Here is an 18,856-nt window from a genome sequence, read left to right as displayed (position 1 = left end):
ATACCTACTTTGCTAAATTAAATCTTTAAAGCCTGAGTGAAATGAAAAAAGAAAGGAAAACAACACGAGGACCGATTCGGGAAAAGTCCAGAACCATGGATAAGCTGGTAGATGCCGTGGGTAGTTTATTGTTAAAGAAAGGATATACAGGTATCAATGGACTTAGTATAGCGAAAGAAGCAAAGGTGGACAGCAGCCTGATTTATAATTATTTTGGCTCAGTTAATAAGCTGATAGAAGCTTATATTAAGAAAACGGACTTCTGGACACCGGATACCAATGAACAACTGCAGGATATTCTGGAAAATCAAAGCAAACTGGATCAGGCTGATATTATCCATCTGCTGCAAAACCAGTTTACCGCTGTATTAAGCAAGAAAGAACGGCAAAGGATACTGCTTTGGGAAATCAGTGAAAGCAATACTGTTCTCAGGAAAGTATCCCAGGACAGAGAAGATTTGGGAGAAAAACTGTTTGAGCTCTTCGAGGGCGACTTCCAGCATACACATCTGGATCTGAGAGCTATCCTTGCCATTCTGATAAGCGGCCTTTATTACCTGTCCCTGCATGCTGCCAATAATGGAACTACCTTTTGCGGGGTAGATATCAATGAGCCGGAAGGGAAAGGCAGGATTGACGGGGCTCTGCAGCAGATTATCAATTTGTGTTATGAAAAAGTAAACTAAGCGTACCGCTCTAATAACATCCGGATTTGCTATTGAACCATATAAACAGATTTATTCAAATGGAAACCAATACGCTAAATATACACACCGGAAACTATGAACACCTATGAAAATTCATATATTTTTGAATGGATTGATTCATTAATTTCGCAAATTTTAGATCCACATCGAAAGGATTTTTTAATTCTGAGTGAAGAACAAATGGCTGAATTGACTATAAAAATTCAGCAAGAGAATATCCGGTTAAAATCCCTGATCAGGCATCAGCTCTTTTCTCTTACCAATCAGCTTAAAAAGCAGGTATTGATTAGTCAGTATTATTCTGCCTTGACGCTCTTATTGAATCAGGTGCTGCATTACAGAAAGGATAATCCCTTTCAGCAGAATGCGATGGAGCAGGCTGTTTACCTCATCCAATCCAGTTTAGAAGAATTATTATCCTTTATTGAAACCCGCTATTTTATCCTTATTGATCCGGAAGTGCAGGTTTCCGCGACTTGTTACGAGGCAATACAGAAAGAAATGAAAGTGCGTGTCCAGGCTTTAACCAACCGACTCGATCCGGAATATTTGAAAGATGCGTCATTAAGGGTTATTCTCCAAAGGTTATACCGTTTTATAGAGGGCAGGCTTCCTCCAGGCAAAGTCACTTATAGGACTGTTTTTTATAAGAAGGCATTGCTGAAGGGACTGGAAGAACTGCAATGGAAAAAAAATGAACCGGAAGATTTCAGTGAACTGGATAAACTGCTGATTTATCTCAATTTTAACTCAAAAGCCTATATAAACCTGCTGATTACTTATTTTAAAGGGAATGGGTGGGAGAGCAGGACAGTTGTTGAAAAAATCAGCAGGCTGCAGTTTTTTCATAAAGCATTCAAACAAATTCATCCAAAACCAAAAATTATTCTTAATCCGCAGTATTACGGTCTCCAAACCATCATTAACAACTGGTTTGAACAGGAAATTACCTATCTGAAAGAAACGCTGCATCTGCCCGTTTCGCCTTCCACCGCAATCGGGGGTCTTCAAGATACACTCCCCAAAGTGAAGCAAAAAGTTCTGTGCAATTTGTCCTCAGACCAACTGGCTTTGATTCTCAGAGCCGCCGATGAGGCAAAAATACTGGTGGCTCACTCCATGAGTGAAGTATTCAAAACCATCGTGCCTCATCTGTCAACACCTCATAAAGAGGAACTTTCGTATAATGCTATGAGGGTTAGAACCTATAATGTAGAAGACCGGGATAAGGAAATAGCCATTGCGATGCTTGAAACGATTATTAAAAAGATAAAAACCTTTTAAAACTTAAATTCAGCGTATTTGTTTGAGTAAACAAATCCATTACTTTCTTCAATCCTTTGCATTGAGCAGAATAAATTTCTCCTTAAACTGGCCATAGTTTTGCTAAAACCTTCACCTGTGAAGAGCATATACAATAAGACAAGGAATGCTCGTAACATAATAGCCGGTTATTCCTTTTCAATATCATAAGAATAACAAAAATGAGGTGGCGGAAAGTAACAACAGATAAAAACCATCCTGCAAAATTGCTTAATCAAAAATAGACGTACCGGTGCCAGAAAGGAAACTACTTATTTACTTTTCCTTCCTCATACATCGCGTTGATATTATCCTGTATGGCTTTTTGCAAGCGTTCCAGATCAGTGGACTCATTGATGTCTATACCACAAAACAAACTGCCGTTGTACTTGGCATGAAGTACCAGATAATAAATGCCTGCAATCTGAAGCGCCAGCTTGGCTCTTATATCAACACCGGTATTGGCGAAGTCAGGTTCAATAATCTGAAACAAATGTTCACCTATTTTTTCTCTTTTGTCAGCTACTTTACGAAGTGTTTTGTTCTTTTCTCCGATTTCCCAGTGAATGATCCTTTGCAGCACCTTGTCTTTCATCATCCTGTCTAACTGGCCATGAAGCAAGACGGTAATGTCTTTTCGCCCGATGTTTTCCGGATGTTTGAGTAATTCCGAAATAATTTTCTGATCGGCCATATTCCAGAAGTCTCTCTCCAGGATATAGGTTTCGACCAGATTATCAATGCTCCCAAAATAGGTCCAAATCAGCTTTTTATCTAAACCGGCTTCAATGGCTATATTCGGCCCGGTCAGCGCAGTATATCCTTTCTTTTGGATAACTCTCCCTACGGCTGCTATTAATCGCGTCATGGTTCGGGCTTTCTCCCTGATGGGGCCAGCCGTTACTTTTCTTTGCTTGGTACGCTGCTGTTCAACATCTGTATTTTTTTTGCCCATTGCTTTTACTATATAGATAGCGCAATGTTCAACTTTTTATTGATATAATCAAATGCATTAAGTGCTTTATCCAAATGTTCTTTTGTGTGAGTAGCCATCAGACTCATCCTTATTCTGGCATCCTTCAGGGACACGGCCGGGTACATGATAGGATTGGTATAAATACCGCATTCCAGCAGCAATTTACCTGCCTCACAGTTTTTCTCTATATCTCCGATTTTTACGGGAATGATAGCCGAGGAAGTAGTGCCGATATCTAAGCCCAGGCTTGTCAGACCGCTTCTGTAGTAATCAATATTTTCCCATAGTTTTTTCTGCCAAAACGGTTCCTCATCAACCAGGTCAATAGCCCGGCTTACAGCGGAAATGGCCGGAGTCGCAGCTGCGGAAAAGGCATACTGCCTGGATTGAAACTGTAAGTAGGCAATGAGTTGAGGGTCCGCGATCACATAACCGCCCACATTACTGAATGTTTTGCTGAATGTTCCGGTAATGATATCCACCTGATTCATCACTTTAAAATACTCCATGGCTCCACGCCCTGTCTCGCCGATCACTCCAATACCATGCGCATCGTCTACTAACAGCACCCCTCCGTACTGATGTGTGACATCTAATATGTTTTTTAACGGTGCCATATCCCCATCCTGAGAATACACCCCATCCACAATAACCATTTTCGTTCGGTATTTATCTCTAACGTTTATCAATATACGTTCCAATGCCTCCAGGTTATTATGCAGGAAGCGTTTGACTGTGGTCCCCTGTATGCCTTCGTATACACTGGCATGAACTGCCATATCCACAATCGCTATATCGTCTTTTTTTAACAGGCATTGCAGGGAGGCACTATTCGAGGTATAACCGGTAGTATACACAATAGCGGAGCCTTTGGGTCTTTTGAAAAAGGCGGAAAGCTTATCCTCTAGTGCCTGGTGGTATTCGAAATAGCCACCTATCAGCGGAGAGGCTCCGGCTCCGGTGCCATATTTTTCAATTCCCGCCATCGCTGCCTTTTTAATTTCAGGATGTTGGGTAAAGCCCAGATAATCATTGCATACAAAGCTGACATAACTGCCCTTTCTGATCGTGCCAAATTCCTCCAATGTTACTTCCGGTCCGCAGCCGGAGGTCACCAGTAAGCGATAATTCATGTACCCGCTGACTTTGAGATAATCCAGGTACTCTTCGTGTGCTTTTGCTCTTTGAAAGATATCCATCTCAGGGATGTCTTCAAAGTCTTTGAAACTTTTGTGGGATAGATTGTTTGCCATACCATTTCATATTGAATAATTAACACTAAAAAACTCGTCCTTCTTACTTGCAAGTATTTTAATACCCTTTATTCAGTCACTGGCTCACGTAGATTTGGCGGAGATATAGCAATACAAGCAATGGTTGATAAGAATACTCTATAAAGATTCAGCCGTTTAGCAGATGATAAAAGTTGTTTAAATAATTCTCTATCAAATGAAATAATAATTTATGTTTTTTCCAAATTTTTTAGTCGGAAATCAAATAATTATATAATATATCTGGATTAATGATCATAATTGACTACTATGAAACTGATAAAATTTACTCAAATGTTAATTATATATCATTTATTAGAGAAATATATTATTGCTTTAAGTAAAACTAAACAAAGTCCTGTCTTTCTTTATGTTCAGTATTCCTTCTAAACAGATGGGAAAAGTTGGGGACTAAGGCCCATTTATATGTGCATACAATGACAGCTGAATAGTCCCGGATTGACGTAGCGGATTGAGTCTCTTTTCTGTTTGCCACACTTATATGTCTAACTAAAAAATACAGATTTGAAGCATAGGCCCATAGCAATCTATAGTCTATCGGATAAAAGGTGGTTCATTTCTTTTTTTTAAGGCAAGTTTTTTGTGCTCTCTTGAATATTTCAGGCCATTTAGAATTTATAATTATATCCTGCACGAACTACCTGTGTTTCATAATAATCCGTACTTACATACCTGAAGCCATCCCCCAAAATCTGTTTTTTTATGATCATGGTATTGAATAAGTCAGTAGCATTCAGGAAGATTTCTCCTTTGGCAAGGATCTTTTTTATCCCGGCATCAACGGAGAAGCGCGTACCTATCTTCCCTTGCGGAATAATATCAGGCGCCAGATAGACAGCTACGAACTGTGCATCTACTTTTTTAGACAGGTGTAGCGTGCCGCTTAATTTTACATTACCTGATATCAGTTCTTGCTTATCTGCTGAAAATGTATGGGGAGTCGGATATTTGTTTTCAACGGTAAAAGCATTGATAATATTTTTGTAAATATTGGTATTTAAATTAACAGTAAAAACAGGGCTTATTTCTTGCGAAAGCAATAACTCCACACCTGAATTGTAGCTGCGCCTGGCGTTCTGGAAGATGGCGTAAATCAGATTGCTGCCGGGAACAATACTGGAAATGCGGGTAATGGTGCCATCTGCTATGCGATGATAAATAGCAGAGTATAAATAACCTTTTGACCAGCCCGTTTTATAACCCAATTCCAATGAATTGGTAAATTGTGGCCCAAGGGCAGGATTACCGACTTTAATAATTTCAGCATCATCGTATTTCGGAAAAATACGGATATCTACCTCATTCGGACGGTCTACCCGACGGTTATAAAAAAATGACAGCTTATTAGTTTGATTTATTTTATAGGCTAAACGCACATTCGGAAAGGGCTGTGTATAATCATACCCATCACTTTTATACGTGTTATGATTAGGATTCACTTCATAACGTACGCCTACGTATTCCATGCGCAACCCGGCTTCTAGTTCATATTTTGGGTTCTCAAATACATAAGTTCCATAGATGGCTGGAATTGTTTCTTTATAAGTAGCTGCCCCTCCGGCATTTACATCAAGCGGAGAATTCAGCCCCGGAATAAATAGCATATTGGTAGGAATCACCCTGCGTCTGAACTTCAATCCGGTTTCAAAACGGCCATACTTCAAGGGACGGATATAATCTATATTCAAATCTCCCACATGCTCATCTGAAATCAGTTTGAAAGCATCCAATCCTGTATAAGTAGGCATGATGTTCGTAAAGAAATATTTTTCATCTTCGCGATGAAAGGTATAATTGAATCCGATATTCAGCAAATGTCCTGCTTCTTTGAATTTGTGCTGATAAGCTGCTGAAGCCATGACAGTTGTTTTCAATTCATCTTCCAGAAATTGCCAGAGGCGACGTCTTTCAGTCAAATCAGCATTGAAAAATGGCTCATCTCCATTATCAAGAATCTTCTCACTACTAAAGAAACCCGATACTGTCAGCATATTGCCGGGATTCATATGCCAGTCGATACCTGCTTTCACAGTAGGTAAACTGGTGCGTCGGTTACGTTTGGTTTGTTGTCTGACTACATCACCATCATTATAATACCTTTCAACAAACTCATTTTTATTGAGTGTCTTGGTATATAAATAATCTCCCTGAAAAAAAGCGTTTATTTTGTTCCGGCGATAATTGAGCGACAAAGAAGGATTAATTTTAGGCGTTGCCTGATATTGCGGACGAATAGAGGGAAGGTTCTCCTGTTTGATCCAAAGCGCTCCTAAGCCTCCGGCTAAACCTACCTTCCCATTAAAACCTTCCTGTTTATTGGTTTTATAAACGATATTGATGATTCCGGCATTCCCATTGGCATCATATTTGGCAGAGGGATTATTGATGATTTCGATTTTTTCGATGGCAGAGGCAGGAATATTATCCAGGCTTGTCTGGCTGCCAAAGCCTGTGAGGGCTGTTTGTTTGCCATCAATTAATACGGTTATCTTATCGCTTCCACGCAATTGTACTTTACCATCCTGAATAGTGACTCCGGGCAGATTCTGCATGGCCTGCAGCACCGAACCTCCACTTTGACTGAGATTATCCGCCAAGGCAAAGGTCTTTTTATCCATTTTATTATCAACCTCATCTTGTTTCGCCGTGACCGTTACTTCGTTCAGCAAGGCTACTTTTTCAGTCAGTTCAATTGTAGATATATCTAAAAATGCACTCAGGTTACCTACAAACAGCGGTTGTTTCTTGGTGATATACCCTATAAAGGAAAATTCCACGATATAATTCCCAGGCTTGATATTACTCAGGGTAAACCGACCTTCCTCATTGGTAACCGTACCACTGATAAAGCTACTGTCCTTTTCATTTTTCAGCACCACATTCACGTAAGGCAAAACTTCTTTCTTGCTTTGATCTTTTACATTACCTGAGACGCTCACGCCTGATACCTGTGCAAAACTCCCCAGCGGCATCAGGAAAAGTAAGATAATTAAATACTTCATTGGATTAGTCGTAGTTTTTAAATGAGATTCTAATGAACCTTGGAATGCTCATACAAATGACTAGTTACATTTTGTAGAAATTTTGAATTTATTGGAAAGTGATAGAAAAATAATGCTGATTGTCAGTGAAAGTATAAGTGATGGACCAGTTATACCGATTACAGATTTCTTTCACAATGGCCAGTCCTAAACCACTGTTGGGTGATTGCACCGAGGCTGAAGCGAAACGCTTAAATAGCGTATCCTTATTTAATGAATGGGTGCCGGAATTATAAATACTCAGCACGGGAGCCTGATAGGTAATACCTATTTTCCCATTCTCAATATTGTGTCGTATGGCATTGACTAGCAAATTTGTGAGCATAATCTCTAAAAGATGCCTGTTCCCTTTCACAATGATGGGCTCTTCTACAGGATTTTCAATGCTGATTTGTTGATTGGCAGCATAATCTACCAGGATTTCTATATTTTCCTCCAGTATCTCGTTTAAATATACCGTCTGCTCATCGGCATATTGATGGTTCTCTATTTTGGCAAGCAATAAAAGGTTTTTATTGATACGTGACACTCTCGCAAGCGGCGTATGCAGGCTGGTAATTAACTCCAATTGTTTTTTGTTAAGGCTTTTATCCTGCAGCAATAAATCAATTTTTGCTTTTAATAAGGCCAGCGGCGTTTGCAATTCGTGTGAAGCGTTTTCAGTGAATTGCTTTTGTTGATTGTAAACGGCAATATTGTTGTCTATCAGTTTCCCAAGCGCCTGATTGAGCTCTTCAAACTCTTCAATCTCCGAAGGTGCCAATTGGATAGTCTTATGGCTATTCAAATCAAAACTTTTCAAGCGGTTCAAGGTATTTTTGAAGGGCTGCCATATCTGAGTAGCAATTTTTCTATTGAGTAAGATAAATCCTACTACCAATAGAAAGAAAAATAGAATCGTAACGACTGCAATAGCTATTACAGTTTCATGGGTTTCTTCTACATTGGTTTCTACTGATAAATGATAAGGGTTGCCCTGAATATAAAAATAGGTGGAACGCCCTCTGAAACGCTCAAAAACTTCCTGTGCATACAAATTGGGTCTGATGACCTCATATACGCTGTCCTGTCTTATGGCATTCGGTTGAACCGGGCTGATTTTTACACCCGGCTGAATCTGACTCCAGATATTGATTGCATCAGTAATCTGCTTACTGCTCAGGTTGATTTTCTTAAAACCATCTTTTATATGGCCTTCAACGGTTTTATTATGTACATCAATCTCATGTAACCAGATTGTATCGACTACCCAATAATACGCCGGAATACTCAGAACCAGTATGATCAAAGCATAGAGTGTAAAAGCACGTAAGGGTTTATTTAATAATTTGCTCATATTTCCCATTTGTATCCTGTGCCATAAATGGTTTTTAAATAGTTCCCGCAACCCGCATCTGTCAGTTTTTTCTTTAGATTTTTAATATGCGCGTAGATAAAATCATGATTGTCCAGCATATCGGCTATATCACCTGAAAGGTATTCTGCTAATGCACTTTTTGATACGACGCGATTTTTATTGCCTACAAAAAATAGCAAGAGACCAAACTCTTTGCGGGTCAGGTTTACCACCTCATTATTTACCTTAACCGTCTTTGCCAAAACATCAATCTGTAATTCTTTTTGATCAATCGTATTGGCATTGTTGAATTGCCTGCGACGCATCAGTGAATAGATACGGGCGGATAACTCAGGTAGGTGGAATGGCTTGGCAAGGTAATCATCTGCACCCAATTTCAGACCCGCTACTTTATCATCGATGGCATTTTTCGCAGAAATGATAATGACGCCCTCCTGTTTATTTTGTTCTTTAAGGGCTTGCAGAATTTGTAAGCCATTGCCGCCAGGCAGCATCAGATCCAGCAATACACAGTCATAATCATATAGATGAATTTTTTCGATTGCCTGTTCATACGTAGCAGCAAATTCGCACAGATATTTTTCTGTTTCCAGATAATCGGCAATGTTCTGCGCCAATTCTTTTTCGTCTTCTATAACCAGTATCTTCATACCGACAAAAGTAACCTCTCAATTCTGAATTAATTTAGAATTGAAGGAAATAAGTGATAGATATTTTAATGGATAAAGCTACCCCATAAGCTACTTTACGCACCTAATCCCATAAATATTGTTCTGTTTCTGCCTTTTCATATACATTTTTTGTGCATTCAGAATTTCTTCAAAATCTCTGTCAATCTTCGCAGCTCCATCAAAACACACATTTTTATGAAATACTTATTTTTCAATTTCTTCTTCTTTTCATGGATTCATTATTCCTCCGCTCAGGTAACATCCAGTTTTGGAAATAACGCTGGAGTGTCTCAGGACAGCCTTTCATTTATCAAGTCAAAACGCATGTCTGAAGCAGATTTAGCTAAGAAGCGGGAGGGGAAATTTATTACTGGGATACCTGATTTTTCTTCTGATCCGGTAACAGGTTTCGGCTTTGGGGTAAGGTCGAATCTCTACTGGAACGGGTACAGGAATAATCCTTTGTTTGCCTATACGCCTTATCTGGTTAAATTAAAAGCGAATGCGGCCTACTATACCTCTAATGCAAGAGAGCTGATCTTATCACTGGATGTTCCCTATTTCAAAGGTACGCGCTGGCGTTTTAAACTGGATTTTAAAGCACAGCAGAATCCAGCCAATTTGTATTTTGGCTCAACCGAGAAAACACTGGGGTACCTTCATCTGCCTTCAGACGAAAATACTGTTTTTTCAACCTACAAGGCCTACGACAGGGCAAGAAAAACCCTACGCCCAGGCGGAGTCAATGAAGGGCAGCTGGTAACAGATGCTCTTTCAAACAGATTCCGAGAAACTGAATTTATGCTTAATCTGAAAGCTGATTATGCCTTAGGGAATGGTAAATGGCGTATCATGGGTGGTTATGAAATTCAGCACTTGGACTACAGAACTTTTGAGGGCGTAGAAGCGGAAGCGATAGACCCAATAACCGGACATATGACTGATGCACCCAATGGGACGTCATTATTGAGACGGGATTTTGAACAAGGGCTTGTATCGGGATTAAAAGGCGGATGGGTTTCTATTATCCAAACCGCACTGATTTATGATACCAGAGATTTTGAGCCTGATCCTACCAAAGGTACTTATATTGAGATAGCGAATGAATTTTCGGGGAAAGCCATTGGCTCACAGTTTGACTTTAACAAACTCTTTTTACAAGGTCGCTATTACCAGAAACTGCCCCTTGGTTCAAGAACGGTTCTGGCAGGCCGTGTAGGTATCGGGAATATCTTTGGAAAGAATGCTCCATTTTTTGAATTTCAGGATCAATGGAGCCCTGATGGCAGTATCAATGCCATGGGAGGGAAGCAATCCTTGCGGGGATTCAGAGCAAACCGATTTCTGGCAAGATCCATGTGGTTTGCCAATATTGAGTTAAGAGCAAGATTAGCGGAAACCAAATGGGGTAAGCAACGATTTGCCTTTGGAGTAGCTCCATTTTTTGATGCAGGTACCGTCAGAGACCGCTGGCAGGATTTGGATTTCAGACAAGTAAAAACTTCTTATGGCGGAGGCATTCGGGTAGCCTGGAACCAATCAACCATGTTGTCTTTTGACTATGGGATTTCCAGAGAAGACAGGTTGTTTTTCTTTGGCATAGGACAAGTGTTTTAGAGAATTGAAATAAACGAGCGCCGTAAAGTGAGAATCAGACTTTTACGGCTCTCGTTTATTGAGAATACCCAGCTACAAACCTGAATCTTATATTTTTACTTGCAAGCTTAAGTAAAAACTTCGTCCGTCTGAAGGCAGAATACCGGGGCCAGGATAACCCGTGGCTCTCCGGGTAAAATACATGCGATTGGCAGCATTATTGACCGTACCTTCTATCCTCCATTGTTTAAGTTGATACGAGATACTAAAATCCATTACATCATAGGCCGGAATGAGACCCACCACTGCCGATACACCTCCATCTACAGCATTCGTGGCTTCAGAAAACTGGTCTGACAGATAAGTATATTGAAAAGAAGCTTTCAGGTTTTTATAGCCTAAGCGGATTCCGCTTTTCAGATTGACATCCGGCACAAATTCCACCTGATTGCCTGCCACTCCGGCAATTTCACTCTTTTGATAGGTCGAATGAATCAAAGCAATATTGGCAAACAATACACCGCTCAAAGCTTGATGGGAAGGCCTCACTAGTTTCACTAAATCACCTTCGATATAGGATTCCACACCCATAATCACAGCCTGGCCTATGTTTCCTCTCCGGCGTAGAACCCTGTTGTTCTCATCATAAAATTGTACTTCACCAATTCTGTTATTATAATTCAGAAAAAAGGCGCTGACATCAAAATTATAAAGTGTAGTCTGCTGTGTTCTCACACCTAAATCTATCGAATAACCTTTTTCATCCTTCATATTCGGATCAATGACAGAGGAGGGATTGGAAATTCTCATATCGCTGAAGGTAATAGAGCGATAATTCTGAGAGATATTGCTGTAAATATCTAAATGCGCGGTTGGTTTATAACTCAAGCCTATGCCTGCCAAAACAAACTGCCTTCCATTGACACGTGTTTCGTTGGTACGGCTGGAAGCAATGATATTTCCGGCTAAATCCCGCAGGATATTTCCATAAAAACCGGCTGCTTTAGTATGAATATACTCATAACGAATACCTGGCGTTACGGAAAATTTATCATGCAGGTAGAAAATATGCTCTGCAAAAATTGATACATTATTATTAGGGAACCGGTAATCATTGGCAATGGCTTCCTCTGTGGGGAGATAATTGAAGTCTGCCTCTCGGGTCTTACTGCCTAGCCCCTGCACACTGTGATTGAAACCATGGTAGTAACGGCTTCCTACTAAAAGCACAAATAACTTATTGCCAACAAAATATCGTTTCAGGAAACGGGCTTCTGTCCCCCAGTTGGTAAAATCTCCTTTAATTAGATCACGTTCACTGTTGTCATCCAGGCTGGCTACCCGGTTAGGGCGAAATCCTAAAGAATACCTGTAAGCAGATAGGCCGAATACGCGCCAATTAAATTCATTCCTTGCATTGAATTTATGGTCAAAGTGCGCAGCCATAAGATTCCAGTTGACTTTAAACCAGTTTCGTTCCCGGTTGGTTTGTCTGGGGTCTTCGAGAAACATAGCATCTGTTAAGCCGCCTGGTTGATGTGCCAGGTAATTCATATGCGTAATATCAATGCCGATACTGGTTTTTTCATTGAATTGATAATCCATATCAGCGTAATAATTATAGCTGTTAAAGTCTGAATTAGCCCGCCAGCCATTGCCGCGTTTATATTGAAAAAAGGTATAGTAACTCAATTTTCCTAGGGTACCACTGGCACTTGTAAAGGCATTGTAAAAGCCGAAAGAGCCGACACTCTGACGGGCCGTTAATTCTATTTTGCGATCTGTAACAGGTTTTTTTAATACAAAATTGATAAGCCCGCCAAACTGTGTCCCATATTGAAGAGAGGCTGCTCCCCTCACAATCTGAATTTTTCCTACGGCTTCAATAGGAGGGGTATAATAACTTTCAGGATAGCCCAAGGCATCCGCACTGATATCGTAGCCATTCTGACGGACGTTGAAATTAGCTGTGCGATTTGGGTCAAGTCCTCTGCCGCCAATGCTGAGTTGCAATCCAGCCCCATCATTTTCCCAGATGTTCAACCCTGCTACACGTGCATAAACCTGGCGGGCATTATTAGTTGCCAGATTCGCTACCAGCTGCTCCGGTAAAATTACTTCGGTCTTTTTCCCTTCATAAATACCCATGCTTTCCACAGCGCGCAGACGGGTAAAACCAAAATCACTTTGTCTGTCTTTTATCACCACTTCATCAAGCGTCGTATTGAATACCTCCAGAAAAACCGAGAGATGAATGTCTCGGTCGTCTATCGTGATGGTTTGCTGAACCGATTGAAAATCCGTCAGTGAAATAAGTACTTTGTAGGTTCCTTTGCTTAGATTTCTGAACCTGAAGTTGCCCTGTTCATCACTTATCGTCAAAGGAGTGCCATGATTGAGAACAATTCGACAATCTTTGGCAGCCGTACTGTCTTTACGGAAACGTATGGTGCCTGCCAGTTCGAATTGTGCCCAGGAGGCTGAAAAAATCAAACAAAGTATAGATGTATTAAAAGCCTTTGATCGTATCATTGAATGGTAAAATCCATAATTTAGGTTGAAAAGAATCCTGCTCTCTGGCCAAATCAGTTGCCGGACTTACCAAAGGTTTACCCAAGCGGCCATTGAGACTTACATACGAATCCACGTAGACCTGTGGAGACTCGAAACCATGCAGGGTATAATAATCACGCAGCAGGTGTGCGTATTGCAGGAGCATATCCGGCTGCGTCGACATCATTTTTTCCTGCAGTGGCGACAAAAAATCATGATTATTTACCACCATTTGTTTGCCGCTGGCATCTTTTATTGTAAACTGCGCATAGCCTGCCTTTTCCATCAGCATCACCCGCCAGGAAAACCGATAGCCTTGTTCAGTCCAGAATAATTCATCAGGGTATAACAAGTATCTGAAGGGAAATACTAGCTGACCTATGAAAAATACGGCAAAAACAGGCAGAATAAACGAAGGTGCTTCGTAGAATTTTTTATTTCCCAGGGTTAAATCAGAAGAGATTTTCAGCCAGCGGCTGATACGCCCAATGATGGCTTCATGGAAATGGGGTGAGAAAAATAGTAAGGCTGCCACAATCATGATGTGCGGAAACATACCGATCGGAAACATCAAGGCCGTTAATACATGAAACACGATGACGGCCGTATAAGCCAGCCAGCGGGTAGCCTTACCCCATAATAAAAAAGGTATGCTCAGGTCATATAAACAGCCAAACCAGCTAAAGGCATAAGGTATCCAACCTTTATTGAATAAATGACCGATAATCGGCATATCATTACGGGCAGGCAGCCATATTTTCAGGGGCTGCGCATGTAAAAGCCAGTCAGAATTGACTTTGGCCAATCCTGCATACAAATACAGAACTGTGATCATCAGTTTAAGTGCGTCGACACACCATTGCGGAATATACCGGGCAGCTAATTGTCGGTTCCGGTAGGCATCGATAGAAAAACAGACATGCGCAGGCAGGAAAATCATCAAGAAGCAAACCAGACTAATGAAATAGTAATGGTTAAGATAGGTTGATTTATCCATCAGCTCTATATAGGTGAAACTCAGGGACAGCCCGATAACTGCTGCTCTATACAACAAACCTAAAGCGACGAACAAGGCACAAAGTCCGCACACGAGAAACAGAAAGTAGGTGTAGTTACCAAGAGGTCTGATGTATTCAAAACCATAAAAAGAGAAGAAATATTGAGGTTGTATATATAAATCCTCAATCCAGCCTTTGCTCCAGAACCGGATAATGCTGCCCAGCAGCATTATCCCCAAGCCCATTCTGAAAACAGCTAAGGGGGCAGCGGATATTTTTTGCTGAAAGTATTTTTTCAATTGGAGCATCATGAAAAGGTTTGAATTTGTCAGCGATCGTCCACTCTAAAACAGTTTAATAGGTTTTTCTCCGCATGCCTGCAGGAAAGACTTTTATTCCAAGTGTACAGTGTGAAATGAGTTTGATATCTCCATCAATCTCCATCATTATCCGTATAGGTAATTGTAATACTCATGGCAGAAGTCATATCCACTTTCAGCATCCGAACACCTTTCTGCATTTCAGTGTATACATCTTTCATCGCCTGATTATTGGTCTTTACCTCTTCGTAGAAGTTCGGCTTCAGCATTTCAATTTTGTCTTTACTTATCTGAAATTGCTCATTAATTAACTGCGCTAATGATTTTCCGGTGCTCGCATCTTTTGCACCTAAGGCGTCAAGATACATTTTGAAGGCAGGGCCTTCCACACCTGTTTTAACGGCTTTGCCATTAAAAAAATCGATATATGCCTGATGCGCAGCCTTGGCCAGTGCAAGAGAGAGGTCTTTTTTATAGAACGCTTCTACCTTTTCCGGAGAGACCACACCATTGAGCATAACACCTGAAGGGATGCCGAATTTACCGGAGCGGATATAGCGCTCATAGTGCAGCACCAAACCATTGACCATCAATGAAGTGGAAGAACCGATATCCAGTCCGGTTTTTGTGATAAAGGTTTCTCTGTAGCTGACCCAATCACTCATTACTTTGGTCAAAAGCGTATTCATCCGGCTTGTCAGACGCTTGATGTAAGCCAACCTTTTAGCGGCATCCGGAGCAGTCGTATAAAAACCAAGAATTGTAGTATCCGTATTGCCTAAACCATTAAGCAAGTAATCCAGAGCAGGAAATCCCTGTAGTGCCGCAGAGGCAGGGGTCTCTAAATTAGCATTTGAATCACCTATAGTATCATTAATGCCTTTTTCGCTGGCAGGGTAAATATTGAAAAAGTTACGCAAGGTTTGGCGTTCTGCCGGGCCAAAATCAAATAATTCTACTTTTTGCCATTCAATGTAGGCATCTGCCCAGGAGGCTCTGAATTCTGTCAAAGTTGTAGGGTCAGGTTTGGCAGTAAACGCATCTGCCTTTGCTAGCATCTGGTCAAACTTAATTTTGAAATTGGCATAGGCAGGAATAATGATGTTATCGGCCAAGTGGGTCAACAAAGCCGTTCTGTCTTTTCCCTGATCCACAGGCGCAGGAGGGTCAACGGTCTTTCCGGAATTACCACAGGCCCAAAGTACTAGTGTCAATACAAATAGTATAGATTGCTTTTTCCAAACAAAGGACTTCATAAGTTTAAAATAAAGGAGTGGGTGGATAGTGTGGTCACTATCCACCCACCTATGAGGAAGGTGAATGATTTCTTACAATTTAAATTTGGTATTGATGGCATCAACGGCTGCATTTACCTTATCATTGGTCAAATCCCAGAAACCGTTAGCAGAACCTACCAGATTCGTGATTAGATCGTCAGAGAATTTGGCATCCACCCCGCTAATGGTACAGAAACGTAAAGAGTAAATAAAACCTACCGCTTCACCAATGGCATGGGCTCGAGCGGCTTCGGTTGTACCCGTTTTCCATTTCCCTAAATAACCTACCGCCGAATACGCAATCGCTTTTTCCATTTCAGTTCTGATGAATGTGGCCTGTGTCTTCAGTTCAGTCATATCATTATTAACAATAGCCACACGACCTCTGACAAATGCCGGATGAATTTTAGCATAAGCGGCTTTATTATACTCCCAGACATAAGAACCTAAGAATGATTCAGAGGTACCACGAACAGCATCAGTGGAGTTAGCTAAGAATACCGGATTCAAAGTAAGCGCCCCATAGGCCTCATCCCAGTTATGCTCTAATTGAGAGTATTTTTTGCCGGATACCAGTGTGGTGTTATCCGCGCTTAAACCTTTATCCAGCAAAACATTGCTGATATAATCTAATTGATAAGCACCGATTAAAGACTTCTGAATTACCTGAATAGTTTCTATCCCTTTGGCATCTAATAAATAAGTGCCCGATTTACCTGCTACGCCTTTGGAAGCCACCGCTCCGAAAGACTTGCTGACTTCTGCCATTTCCCCAAAAGTGGCATCCATCTTTGTGCGTACAGCTTCCCCATCAGTCTTTGACGAAGCCGTAACATTGCGTAATTGTACACCGGATGCATTCAAAGAAGAACCTGAGATATTTAAAGAAGGAATGTCTGTAAATGGATTTCCTGAATTGGCATACATATTTTTCATAACCGCGGCGTCAAGCGCTTTGTTGTCTCTTACGGCACCACCCAGATAATAATTCAGGGCCTGGTAAATTCTGTATCGGTCATTACCTGATTTCAAATCTACGGTAGAATCTCCATTAGCCGCTACAAAAAGGCTTTTATAAGGTGTTGTTGGGGTTACTTTTGTATAGTCAATTTTTGTGCGGAGAGGGGTTACGTCTTCAGTTTTACTTGTACATGAAGAAAAACCTGCCAGGAAAAGGCTGCCAATAATAATGTGGGTTTTGGAAAAGTTCATAAAAATGTTTACGGATTTAATAAAAAATAATTAAGAATTATATTAAGACTAATTCTAAATAATAATTTGAGCCAAAAAATAAACATAATATAGAGGGATAATCGGTCTACATTATGTTTATCAGCGCATGGACGCGAATGTTACTTAGTTAGTTTTTCTAGTATCTACTTATAAATAGGGCGTACGTTTAAAAGCACAAAACAAAAGTTGAATTCTGAAGAAATTCTGAATTTTTGAAAAAATGTAATTTTTTTTTGATTAAAAAATGGACTCCGGTCTTGATAAAATCAGATTTTCTTCAGATTTGGGTATTTAATTCGCTCATCTTTTAATTCTAATATCATGTGGTGGTTTTACGCTTTATTATCGGCTTTGTTTGCCTCATTAACGGCTATTTTTGCCAAATTGGGTATTACGCATATTAATTCAAATCTGGCTACAGCTATTCGTACGCTTATCATTTTGTTCATGACTTGGGGAATTGTTTTGGCTAAAGGGGAGTGGCGGGAGATCCATACTTTATCCAGACAGAGCTTGTTATTCCTGACAATTTCAGGCATAAGTACAGGCTTATCCTGGCTGTTTTATTTTAAAGCCTTACAAATGGGAAATGTGTCTCAGGTCGCACCTATTGATAAGCTGAGTCTGGCACTAACCATCATTTTGTCTGTAGGAATATTAGGTGAAGCCTTGAGCTGGAAAACTGCGATAGGCGCTATTTTAATTATAGCCGGAACAATTGTTTTGATTTGGAAATGATTGCTTTAGGCTCATGTAATCTCATTATTATTTTGCTGAAATAATTTGAGAGAAAAATTCAAATTTTCTACAGGATTCATCAACTATTTGCGAATAAGAAAAAACGCCCATTCCTATTCAATATCCACTGATGATATGCTTCTTAAACGCAACAAGTACCTCGCTTACAGAATAATTGTGCCGCTGTTCCTCTTTATAGGTTCTTTAGGCGTGTTCAGTGTCATTGCCCATGAAATCGTTCTGGAAAAAGAAGACTGGTTTGACAGTCTGGTATTTAACCTGATTAAACCCTATTCATCCTACCGCCTCATTTATACTTTCAAGGTTCTGACATTTTTTGGGTCAGGTACTTTTTTGTTTCCGGCCTATATTTTACTGACCTTCTTACTTTTTTATAGGGGTCGAAAAACAGATGCCTTGCATGTTGCAATTTTGGCCGTCACAAGTACCATTATCATTTATGCAGCAAAATTATTTTTTGCCAGACCCAGACCTGACCTGCCATTATTTGATACATTGGATAGTTATAGCTTTCCAAGTGGACACTCAATGGGATCATTTGTTTTTGTAAGCATATTGATTGATGAGGTATGGCAGTCGCAGCTGGCCAAGCATTGGAAATGGGTCATCAGTTTATTTCTTCTTATAATGACCCTTGCTGTCGGGATAAGCCGTATCGTATTACGTTACCATTATGCCAGTGATGTAGCTGGTGGCTTTAGTCTGGGATTGGCCTATTTACTTTTCTATTTCTGGATACAGAAATGGAAAAGGTTTGAATCATAACGCCATCAA

Annotated in this window: 14 protein-coding genes; 5 read left to right on the top strand and 9 right to left on the bottom strand. The window is 40.4% G+C overall.

Features of this window, described 5'->3' with window-relative positions; genetic code table 11:
* Positions 1-41 precede the first annotated feature (41 nt).
* The gene (locus tag C0V77_RS06875; RefSeq protein WP_101725612.1) at positions 42-686 is read left to right on the top strand and encodes a TetR/AcrR family transcriptional regulator; all 645 of its coding nucleotides are present in this window, start codon (positions 42-44) and stop codon (positions 684-686) included.
* A 96-nt stretch (positions 687-782) separates the two neighbouring features.
* Positions 783-1,991 carry a hypothetical protein gene (locus C0V77_RS06870; protein ID WP_101725611.1) on the top strand — a complete coding sequence of 403 codons (1,209 nt, stop codon included), beginning with the start codon at positions 783-785 and terminating at the stop codon, positions 1,989-1,991.
* 286 nt (positions 1,992-2,277) lie between these two features.
* On the opposite strand, the gene C0V77_RS06865 is transcribed toward C0V77_RS06870, so the two are convergent.
* The 5 genes from C0V77_RS06865 to C0V77_RS06845 form a co-directional block, all read right to left on the bottom strand.
* Positions 2,278-2,964, bottom strand: coding sequence for a TetR/AcrR family transcriptional regulator (locus C0V77_RS06865; protein ID WP_101725610.1), 687 nt, complete (start codon positions 2,962-2,964; stop codon positions 2,278-2,280).
* A gap of 8 nt (positions 2,965-2,972) precedes the next feature.
* A complete protein-coding gene (locus C0V77_RS06860) occupies positions 2,973-4,238 on the bottom strand; it encodes an aminotransferase class I/II-fold pyridoxal phosphate-dependent enzyme (protein ID WP_101725609.1) in 1,266 nt (421 codons plus the stop codon).
* Between the two features lie 647 nt (positions 4,239-4,885).
* The gene (locus C0V77_RS06855; RefSeq protein ID WP_101725608.1) at positions 4,886-7,279 is read right to left on the bottom strand and encodes a TonB-dependent receptor domain-containing protein; all 2,394 of its coding nucleotides are present in this window, start codon (positions 7,277-7,279) and stop codon (positions 4,886-4,888) included.
* A gap of 88 nt (positions 7,280-7,367) precedes the next feature.
* The gene (locus C0V77_RS06850; protein WP_158237899.1) at positions 7,368-8,654 is read right to left on the bottom strand and encodes a HAMP domain-containing sensor histidine kinase; all 1,287 of its coding nucleotides are present in this window, start codon (positions 8,652-8,654) and stop codon (positions 7,368-7,370) included.
* Complete coding sequence (locus C0V77_RS06845; protein ID WP_101725606.1) at positions 8,651-9,325, bottom strand: response regulator transcription factor; 675 nt, start codon at positions 9,323-9,325, stop codon at positions 8,651-8,653. The genes C0V77_RS06850 and C0V77_RS06845 overlap by 4 nt, the downstream gene beginning before the upstream one ends.
* A 216-nt stretch (positions 9,326-9,541) precedes the next feature.
* On the opposite strand from C0V77_RS06845, the gene omp85 reads away from it, so the two are divergent.
* Entirely contained in the window at positions 9,542-10,963 is a 1,422-nt protein-coding gene (gene omp85 / locus C0V77_RS06840; RefSeq protein ID WP_101725605.1) for an Omp85 family outer membrane protein, read from the top strand.
* A gap of 87 nt (positions 10,964-11,050) precedes the next feature.
* Here omp85 and C0V77_RS06835 read toward each other — a convergent pair whose 3' ends face one another.
* The 4 genes from C0V77_RS06835 to C0V77_RS06820 form a co-directional block, all read right to left on the bottom strand.
* A complete protein-coding gene (locus tag C0V77_RS06835) occupies positions 11,051-13,474 on the bottom strand; it encodes a TonB-dependent receptor domain-containing protein (protein ID WP_101725604.1) in 2,424 nt (807 codons plus the stop codon).
* On the bottom strand, positions 13,452-14,801 hold the full coding sequence (locus C0V77_RS06830; protein WP_101725932.1) for an HTTM domain-containing protein: 1,350 nt from the start codon (positions 14,799-14,801) through the stop codon (positions 13,452-13,454). Before C0V77_RS06830 ends, C0V77_RS06835 begins: the two co-directional genes overlap by 23 nt.
* A gap of 125 nt (positions 14,802-14,926) precedes the next feature.
* The gene (locus C0V77_RS06825) at positions 14,927-16,069 is read right to left on the bottom strand and encodes an imelysin family protein (protein ID WP_101725603.1); all 1,143 of its coding nucleotides are present in this window, start codon (positions 16,067-16,069) and stop codon (positions 14,927-14,929) included.
* Between the two features lie 72 nt (positions 16,070-16,141).
* Positions 16,142-17,302 (bottom strand): DUF4856 domain-containing protein, encoded by a 1,161-nt coding sequence (locus C0V77_RS06820; RefSeq protein WP_101725602.1) that lies wholly within the window; start codon positions 17,300-17,302, stop codon positions 16,142-16,144.
* A gap of 342 nt (positions 17,303-17,644) precedes the next feature.
* On the opposite strand from C0V77_RS06820, the gene C0V77_RS06815 reads away from it, so the two are divergent.
* Together C0V77_RS06815 and C0V77_RS06810 are read left to right on the top strand one after the other, a co-directional pair.
* Positions 17,645-18,061 carry an EamA family transporter gene (locus tag C0V77_RS06815; RefSeq protein WP_101725601.1) on the top strand — a complete coding sequence of 139 codons (417 nt, stop codon included), beginning with the start codon at positions 17,645-17,647 and terminating at the stop codon, positions 18,059-18,061.
* A 135-nt stretch (positions 18,062-18,196) separates the two neighbouring features.
* Entirely contained in the window at positions 18,197-18,847 is a 651-nt protein-coding gene (locus C0V77_RS06810) for a phosphatase PAP2 family protein (protein ID WP_101725600.1), read from the top strand.
* Positions 18,848-18,856 lie beyond the last annotated feature (9 nt).

The organism is Emticicia sp. TH156 (assembly GCF_002855535.1).
GTDB classification, from domain to species: Bacteria; Bacteroidota; Bacteroidia; order Cytophagales; family Spirosomataceae; genus Emticicia; species Emticicia fluvialis.
This window is presented reverse-complemented; position numbering and strand designations above follow the sequence as displayed.